Source organism: Acinetobacter sp. KAM396 (genome assembly GCF_021602765.1).
Lineage (GTDB): Bacteria > Pseudomonadota > Gammaproteobacteria > Pseudomonadales > Moraxellaceae > Acinetobacter > Acinetobacter towneri_A.
In genome coordinates this window covers 21,418-30,402 of sequence record NZ_BPPH01000029.1, presented here as the reverse complement: position 1 = coordinate 30,402, position 8,985 = coordinate 21,418, and the positions used below count along the sequence as shown (strand labels likewise).

The 8,985-nt window shown below is 43.1% G+C and carries 4 protein-coding genes and 2 pseudogenes; all 6 read left to right on the top strand.

What is annotated here, in order from left to right:
- A pseudogene (locus tag L6C30_RS11890) lies at positions 1–199 on the top strand (IS30 family transposase); the annotation flags it as partial.
- A 9-nt stretch (positions 200–208) separates the two neighbouring features.
- Positions 209–1,345: pseudogene (locus tag L6C30_RS11885) on the top strand (type IV pilus secretin PilQ); the annotation flags it as partial.
- Positions 1,346–1,382: 37 nt separating this feature from the next.
- Positions 1,383–1,925, top strand: a complete 543-nt coding sequence (aroK, locus tag L6C30_RS11880; protein WP_230245469.1) for a shikimate kinase AroK — start codon at positions 1,383–1,385, stop codon at positions 1,923–1,925.
- Between the two features lie 19 nt (positions 1,926–1,944).
- The gene (gene aroB, locus L6C30_RS11875; protein WP_236163131.1) at positions 1,945–3,024 is read left to right on the top strand and encodes a 3-dehydroquinate synthase; all 1,080 of its coding nucleotides are present in this window, start codon (positions 1,945–1,947) and stop codon (positions 3,022–3,024) included.
- A 9-nt stretch (positions 3,025–3,033) separates the two neighbouring features.
- The gene (locus L6C30_RS11870; RefSeq protein ID WP_236163132.1) at positions 3,034–3,879 is read left to right on the top strand and encodes a hypothetical protein; all 846 of its coding nucleotides are present in this window, start codon (positions 3,034–3,036) and stop codon (positions 3,877–3,879) included.
- 591 nt (positions 3,880–4,470) lie between these two features.
- Positions 4,471–8,946 carry a glutamate synthase large subunit gene (gltB, locus tag L6C30_RS11865; RefSeq protein ID WP_236163133.1) on the top strand — a complete coding sequence of 1,492 codons (4,476 nt, stop codon included), beginning with the start codon at positions 4,471–4,473 and terminating at the stop codon, positions 8,944–8,946.
- Positions 8,947–8,985: the final 39 nt, after the last annotated feature.

The window sequence follows — 8,985 nt, the reverse complement described above, 5'->3', positions numbered from 1 at the left end:
AAATATGAATGGTTTAATTAGGCAATATTTACCTAAAGGGATTGATTTAAATCAGGCAGATCAGCATTATTTAAATCAAGTTGCCATGTCACTGAATACTCGTCCTAGAAAAGCGTTAGATTGGCTTACACCATTAGAGAAATTTGCTCAGCTTGTTGATTATCATAAGACTTTTCAAACTGTCGCACCTCATGTTTGAATTCGCCCTGAATTGATTAAAGCCGAAGAAGAAGAAGCCAAAGCGATTGCGCAAAGTGTCAAGTTGGCGCCATTACAAACTGAATATATTCAATTGAACTATGCCAAAGCGGCAGATATTGAGAAGCTGATTACTGATGGTAAAAATGCCTCTAACTCACGTAGTGGTTCCAACACAAGTTCAAGTACTGACCCATTAGGTGATAGTGTGGGCAGCTTGCTCAGCCCTCGCGGTACAGTGTCGGTAGATCCACGTACCAATACCTTAATCATTAATGATACATCGGCAAAAATTGATCAGATTCGTCAAATGATTGATTTGCTTGATGTGTCTGTGAAGCAGGTGATGATTGAAGCACGTATTGTCCGTGCAACCACAGATTTCACCAAAGAAATGGGGGTGAAGTGGGGCATCTTGTCACAAGGGATTACCAACAATAATCACTTGTTAGTCGGTGGTAGTGATACGACCTTGTGGAACTTACGTGAACCAGAAAAAGATGATGATACGGGTGGTTGGAAGTATGAAATTGAACGTCCGCAAAACCTGAATGTCGATTTAGGAGTGACCAGTGCAGGTGCTAGCCGGATTGCCTTTGGTTTAATCAGTTTGTCTGACTTTATGCTAGATTTGGAATTGTCTGCATTACAAGCCGATGGTTACGGTGAAGTGATTTCTACACCAAAAATCCTGACTGCAGATAAGCAAAATGCCAAAGTCGCATCGGGTACTCAAATTCCGTATCAATCTTCTGAGGGTGGAGGTGTCAATGCGGTATCGACCACTGAATTTATTGATGCGACTTTAAGTCTGGATGTGACTCCAAGTATCACACCTGATGGTAAAGTTCAAATGCGATTAAATATTACCAGTGACTCACCAGGTGCAGCAACACCTACAGGTCAGCTCACCATTAACAAAAACGCCGTAAATACCAACGTTTTAGTGGACAATGGTGAAACTGTAGTCTTGGGCGGTATTTTTGAGCAACAAACGGCTAACTCTCAAACCAAGGTTCCATTCTTGGGCGATATTCCTTATATCGGACGTTTATTCCGTAAAGATGTTAAGTCGGAAAACAAACGTGAGTTACTGATTTTTGTTACACCACGAATTGTTAATGACAGTGTTTCAAGAAATCATTAATATATTTTCAATTTAAACAAAATTTATAGGTGACTCCTTGCTAAGCAAAGAGTTTGATACCCTACCAAATATCTATTTGGTAGGGCCGATGGGGGCAGGTAAGACTACTGTAGGACGCCATTTGGCGGAATTGTTAGGGCGTCAATTTCTAGACAGTGATCATGAAATTGAGCGTAAAACAGGCGCTACGATTCCTTGGATCTTTGAAAAAGAAGGCGAACAAGGGTTTCGTGGTCGTGAAACAGCAGTCATTGATGAGTTAACCACACGGCATAAACTTGTACTCGCTACAGGTGGTGGTGCGGTAACTCAAGCCTCGAATCGTGAATTTTTAAAACAACGCGGTATTGTTGTTTATCTATATACTCCTGTTGAAATTCAACTTCAGCGAACCTATCGCGACAAAAATCGTCCTTTACTTCAAGTCGAAAACCCCGAACAAAAATTACGCGATTTGCTTGCAGTGCGTGATCCGTTGTATCGTGAGGTGGCACATTATATTATTGAAACCAATCAGGGTGCTGCACGTGATTTGGCACAAAAAATATTAAATACGATTGTTTCAGAGCAAATATCTTAGGAAGAAAGCGACTCTTTTCATGCAGACTTTACATGTTGAACTCGGCGATCGCCGTTACCCTATTTTTATTGGTAGTGATCTTCAACCCCAAGAACTACTTGCACCTTATATTCAAGGGCGGCAAGTAATGATTGTAACCAATACCACGGTTGCAGCTTTGTATTTAAGTCACTATGTGACCGCTGTTGAAGCACTGGGCAAAAAAGTGGCAACCTGTATTTTGCCTGATGGAGAACAATACAAAGATATTCAGCATCTGACTCTTATTTTCGATGCTTTACTTGAAGCGGGTTTTAACCGCGACTGTACAGTGCTGGCTTTGGGTGGTGGCGTGATTGGCGATATGGCAGGCTTTGCTTCGGCAAGCTTCCAACGTGGGGTGTACTTCATTCAAGTACCGACCACTTTATTGTCACAAGTCGATTCAAGTGTGGGTGGCAAAACCGGGATTAATCATCCACTGGGTAAAAACATGATTGGCGCGTTTCAGCAACCACAAGTGGTGCTGGCCGATATGTCTCAACTAAATACTTTACCTGAGCGCGAGTTGTCTGCAGGCTTAGCCGAAGTCATTAAATATGCGCTTTTGGGGGATGTTGAGTTTCTAGAATGGCTTGAAACGCATATGGAAGCATTAGTGGCGCGTGATCCTGCCGTATTGGCACAAGCGGTATATCGTTCATGTGCACACAAAGCACGTATTGTTGCTAATGATGAAAAAGAGCAAGGTGAGCGCGCTTTATTGAATCTTGGGCACACCTTTGGGCATGCAATTGAATCTTATTTGGGTTATGGTGAATGGTTACATGGTGAAGCTGTCGGGACAGGAATGGTGATGGCCGCTGATTTATCGCAGCGCATGGGCTGGATTTCTGCCGAAGATCTAGAGCGTACAAAAAAAATCATTTCTCGTGCTAATTTACCGATAGTATGTCCGAAAATTCCACTGGACAAGTTTTTGGCTTATATGGCACATGATAAAAAAGTGTTGAATGGTCAATTGCGTTTGGTGCTCATGAAGCAACTAGGTCAAGCCATCATCACCAAAGAGTTTGACTTAGAATTGATGAAACAGGCGATTATAGCCAATCAAGCATAAAGGCAGCATATGACAGCACTGCGTACACACTGGCAAAAAATTCAACAGTCGATTTGGTTGCTGGGCGCGGTGCTGTGTTTATTGGCGGCACTGATTTTTTGGGCGGTGACTGACCGTGACGAACTGGTTGAAATTGAAAAACAACCTGAGTCTGAAATTGATCTGCAAATTCAACCTGAAAAGGTTGCTGCAACCACTTATTTAGGTGGTTTACAAGAAGAAGTTCGACCTTTGGAGCTCACCACGCGATTAACGGCTTCAGGCTTGCATGAGGCTGAATTTCGGGGTACTAAATTTATTCAGGAACAAAAAAATAACAGCACAATTGAATTGTTTCGGGTCAGTGATGAAAACATCATAAAAAGTTTTATTAAAAAGCAAACAGATCGGAGCAAGCTGTTTTATATTCGTTTAAGCGGTGAGGGGCAGTCTGAACAATATGTGATGCTATATGGTAGTTTTGGCAATAAACGCGAAGCTGCACATGCTTTGACAGCACTGCCATTCAAATTTCCTGAAACCATTCAGCCTGTAGTGGTGCAATTTGCAGATTATCGTCCTTATGTCAATGATTTAGGGGCAGATGAAATTGGATTGAGAACCAAATTATATGCAGTAAATTTACGTCCTGCAGCTGTGCCTTTAATAGATGAAAGTGTTTTAGCGCGTCCACCTGCAACCACAACGAATGCACCGACTACGCAGGCTGTTGCCCCACAAAATAGTACCACCAGTACTACGATTACCCGCCGTGATCAGGAGGGTAATGTCGTGGATGTACAAAAATCACAAAGTGGTACTGCACATGTTCAGCCCGATGCACCTGAACCTGAAGTGCGTGATCCTTTTAACTAATCACAAACATTTCTAATATTATTTTAGCTTCATTTTAGTCATTCAAACCATCGCTTGCCTTTATTTGTTCTATTCTTTTTGTCTATGATTCGCATTGAGCTATTTTGGCTCAATTGCACCAATTTGATCTAAAAAAACTATTCTTCTCATACATAAATGCGTTCTAAAATGGCGCAGCATGGTGTATAAAAAGAATGAAGTGCACAAAAACAGTGCGAATTTGACTTAAAAATGAGATTTTAATTTACATTTATGCAGTGAATGCTGAAATTTGGTTATGGTTGAATAAAAAAATAAAGTTGGCATTATTTTTGCTTTTATTGGTGCGTGAATTGAGTTGTTGTCCCTATTTTGGCGCAAAAAATTCAATGATTGTGCGAAACTGTCAAATTTGCCTGCTACATTCAAGTGTAAAAGTTGCGTAAATGATAGCGAGGTCATTCAAGCTTTTTAATCGTCATAGATTAAAATAAATGTGTGACATTTCATTTATCCAAGGTTGATGTTTAGAGTTGTAAATTGAGTTAAATCGCAAAACTAGATTGTTTAATTGGCCCAATTGGGCAAGTAAAAGAAGGGTACGCTATGCACATGCCATCGCCTAATACTGTAGCTCCCGCTCAAGGTTTATACCAACCGGATGAGTTTAAAGATAACTGTGGTTTCGGTTTAATTGCCCATATGCAGGGTGATGCAAGCCATGATCTCGTCAAGACTGCCATTCATAGTTTAAGTTGCATGACCCACCGTGGTGGTATTGCCGCAGACGGTAAAACGGGCGATGGATGTGGTTTGCTGTTGGCAATGCCAAAGCAATTTTTCCGTGAAGAAGCAAAACGCTTAAGTGACATTACCCTAAGCGAAATTTTTGCAGTGGGTACAGTATTTCTGAACCTTGACCCTGCCTTGGCGACACATGCTAAAAATATCCTGACCAAAGAAATTGAAGCAGAAGGCTGTAAAGTTTTGGCTTGGCGTGTGGTGCCAACCAATAATGACGCATTGGGCGAAATCGCCATGCAGTCTTTGCCTGCGTTTGAGCAAATTATTGTCAATTGCCCATTGGGTGTGACTGAAGTTGAATTTAACCGCAAATTATTCTTGGCGCGTCGTCGTGCCGAGCAGCAATTGACTGCCGATCCATATTTTTATGTGACCACGCTATGCTCAACCGTGATCAGCTATAAAGGCTTGATGATGCCTGCAGCGATTGCAGACTTCTATACCGACCTTGCCGATGAACGTTTGGCATCGCATATTGTGGTGTTCCACCAGCGTTTCTCGACCAATACTTTGCCACGTTGGCCGTTGGCGCAGCCATTCCGTTACTTGGCACACAATGGTGAAATCAACACCATTACCGCCAACCGTAACTGGGCGATGGCACGTACCCCTAAATTTGAAAATCCATTATTGCCAGGTTTGACAGAGCTAAACCCAATTGTAAACCGTACAGGTTCAGACTCCTCTAGCTTGGACAACATGCTGGAAATTCTGGTGGGTGGGGGAATGGATTTATTCCGTGCCTTGCGTATGCTGGTTCCGCCTGCATGGCAGAACGTAGAAACCATTGATGCCGATTTACGTGCTTTCTATGAGTTCAACTCTAAGCACATGGAAGCGTGGGATGGCCCAGCAGGTTTAGTAATTCAGGATGGCCGTCATGCAATCTGTATGCTGGACCGTAATGGCTTACGTCCTGCACGTTGGGTGATTACCAAAAACGGCTACATCACCTTGGCCTCTGAAATTGGGGTGTGGGGTTATGAGCCTGAAGATGTGATTTCTAAAGGACGTGTTGGTCCTGGTCAAATTTTGGTAGTCGATACCTTTACTGGCAAAGTGCTAGATACGCAGGATGTGAATAACCATCTGAAAAGAATGCGTCCTTATCGTGAATGGTTACGTGAAAATTCAATCCGTTTACAAGGTAGCCCAGAGCTTGAAGAATATTTATGTGATCACGGTTTAAAAGGCGATGCCTTAAAAGCTGCACAAAAAATGTTTATGGTGACCTTTGAAGAACGTGACCAGTTATTGCGTCCAATTGCAGAAAGTGGTCAGGAAGCTGTGGGTTCAATGGGGGATGACACCCCAATGGCGGTATTGTCGCGTCAGGTACGCCATGTGTCGGATTATTTCCGTCAGCAATTCGCACAGGTAACCAATCCACCGATTGACCCATTGCGTGAATCTATCGTGATGTCTTTGGAAACCTGTTTAGGCCGTGAACAAAACGTATTTGAGCAAGGCCCAGAACATGCAGACCGCTTGATTATTTCAAGCCCTGTACTGACCAATTCCAAAATGCATCAGATTCGCACTTTAGGGCGTAAAGGCTATGAAATTGCCGACATCGATCTGAACTATGCAGAAAGTGAAGGTTTGCAAGCTGCTATTCAGCGTATTTGTGAAGCAGCTGCGCAAGCAGTGCGTGATGGAAAAACTTTATTGGTGCTTACTGATAAAAAAATCCGTGAAGGTTATTTGCCTGCCAATGCCGTCATGGCCACAGGTGCGGTACATCACTACTTAATTCAAGTCGGTTTACGTACCGATGCCAACATTATTGTCGAAACAGGCTTTGCTCGTGACCCACATCAATTTGCAGTATTGCTCGGTTTTGGTGCAACTGCGGTATATCCATATTTGGCTTATGATGTGATCAATGACTTGATTGCCAAAGGTGAGTTATTGGGCGACCCTGTCTATGCGCAAAGTAATTTCCGCAAAGGTATTGAAAAAGGCTTGCTCAAAGTCTTATCAAAAATGGGTATTTCAACTGTAGCCTCTTACCGTGGTGGACAATTATTTGAAGCGGTTGGTTTGTCTGCTGAAGTGGTGAATACCTGCTTTATTGGTGTACCGAGCCGTATTCAGGGTGCTACTTTTGCCGATCTTGAAAATGATCAGAAAAAACTGGCAGACACTGCGTGGAAATCACGTAAGCCAATTGATCAGGGTGGTTTGCTGAAATTTGTATTTGGCAAGGAATACCATGCTTTTAACCCAGATGTGATCAATGCGTTACACAAAGCAGTGCGTTCAGGCAATTATGCAGATTTTAAAGAATATGCAGAAATCGTGAACAATCGCCCTATTGCGACTATTCGTGATCTCTTTAAATTGAAAACAGACAATTCAATTGCCTTAGATCAAGTAGAATCGGTTGAGCAAATCCTGCCACGTTTTGACTCAGCGGGGATGTCTTTAGGGGCATTGTCGCCAGAAGCACATGAAGCCATTGCCATTGCCATGAACACCATTGGTGGACGTTCAAACTCAGGTGAGGGTGGTGAAGACCCTGCGCGTTACGGCACTATTCGTAACTCGAAAATCAAACAGATTGCTTCGGGACGTTTTGGGGTAACACCTGCTTACTTAACTTCTGCAGAAGTGTTGCAGATTAAAGTGGCACAGGGTGCAAAACCAGGCGAGGGTGGTCAGTTACCAGGCGGTAAAGTGAATGGTTTGATTGCACGTTTGCGTTATTCTGTGCCAGGTGTAACTTTGATTTCACCACCGCCACACCACGATATTTATTCGATTGAAGACTTGTCACAATTGATTTTTGATTTAAAACAAGTCAATCCGCAAGCTATGGTATCGGTCAAGTTGGTATCTGAACCGGGTGTGGGTACCATTGCAGCAGGTGTCGCTAAAGCCTATGCCGACTTCATTACCATCTCAGGTTATGATGGTGGTACAGCAGCATCGCCACTATCATCTATTCACCATGCAGGTTCGCCGTGGGAGTTGGGTTTAAGTGAGGCGCATCAGGCATTACGTGTGAATGACTTGCGTGGCAAAGTTCGTGTGCAAACCGATGGTGGCTTAAAAACTGGTTTAGATGTGGTGAAAGCGGCAATTTTAGGTGCGGAAAGCTTCGGCTTTGGTTCAACCCCAATGATTGCCTTAGGTTGTAAATACTTACGTATTTGCCACTTAAATAACTGTGCAACTGGGGTAGCGACTCAACAAGATCATTTGCGTCAGGAACACTATATTGGTGAACCACAAATGCTGATCAACTTCTTCACTTTCATTGCAGAAGAAACCCGTGAATGGTTAGCTGCACTGGGTGTTGCTAGCTTGAAAGACTTGATTGGTCGTACCGACTTGCTAGAAATTTTACCGGGTGAAACCGAAAAACATGCGCACTTGGATTTAAGCGCCTTGTTGGAATCACACCCTGCGGCAGAAGGCAAAGCGCAATACTGTCAGGTTGAAGGCAATGCGCCATTTGACAAAGGCATCTTGGCTGAAAAAATGATTGCAGAGATGTTGCCTGCAATTGAAGCAGGTACAGGTGGTGAATATTACTTTAATGTGAGCAACTGTGACCGTTCAATTGGTGCACGTATTTCAGGTGAAATTGCTCGTCGTTATGGTAACTTGAGCATGGAGCATCATCCTGTCAAAGTGAATCTTTCAGGTACTGCGGGTCAATCTTTAGGTGTTTGGAATGCAGGAGGTTTGCATATCAAACTTGAAGGCGATGCCAATGACTATGTTGGTAAAGGCATGGCGGGTGGACGTATTTCCATCTTCCCACCAAAAGGTTCGCCATTCCAAACGCAGAATACGGCTATTATTGGTAATACCTGCCTATATGGTGCAACTGGTGGTAAATTATTTGCTGCGGGTACTGCAGGTGAGCGTTTTGCGGTGCGTAACTCAGGCGCATTTGCGGTGATTGAAGGTGCAGGCGACCACTGTTGTGAATATATGACAGGCGGGATTGTGACTGTACTTGGCAAAGTGGGACATAACTTCGGTGCAGGTATGACAGGTGGTTTTGCCTATGTACTGGACTTAGATAATGACTTCGTTGACCATTACAACCATGAACTCATTGAATTGAACCGTATCTCAACTGAATCGATGGAAGAACATAAAGAGTTCTTGTGCCGTATTTTAGATGAACATATTAAAGAAACAGGCAGTGCGTGGGCATACAAAATCCGCCATGAGTTTGATTTCTATAGCCGTAAATTCTGGCTGGTGAAACCAAAAGCTGCAAACTTGCAGACTTTGTTAAAAACCACCCAAGCAGATCCACAATAATCCACGACTCAGCATTCGGCAGATGTGGATAACTTTAGA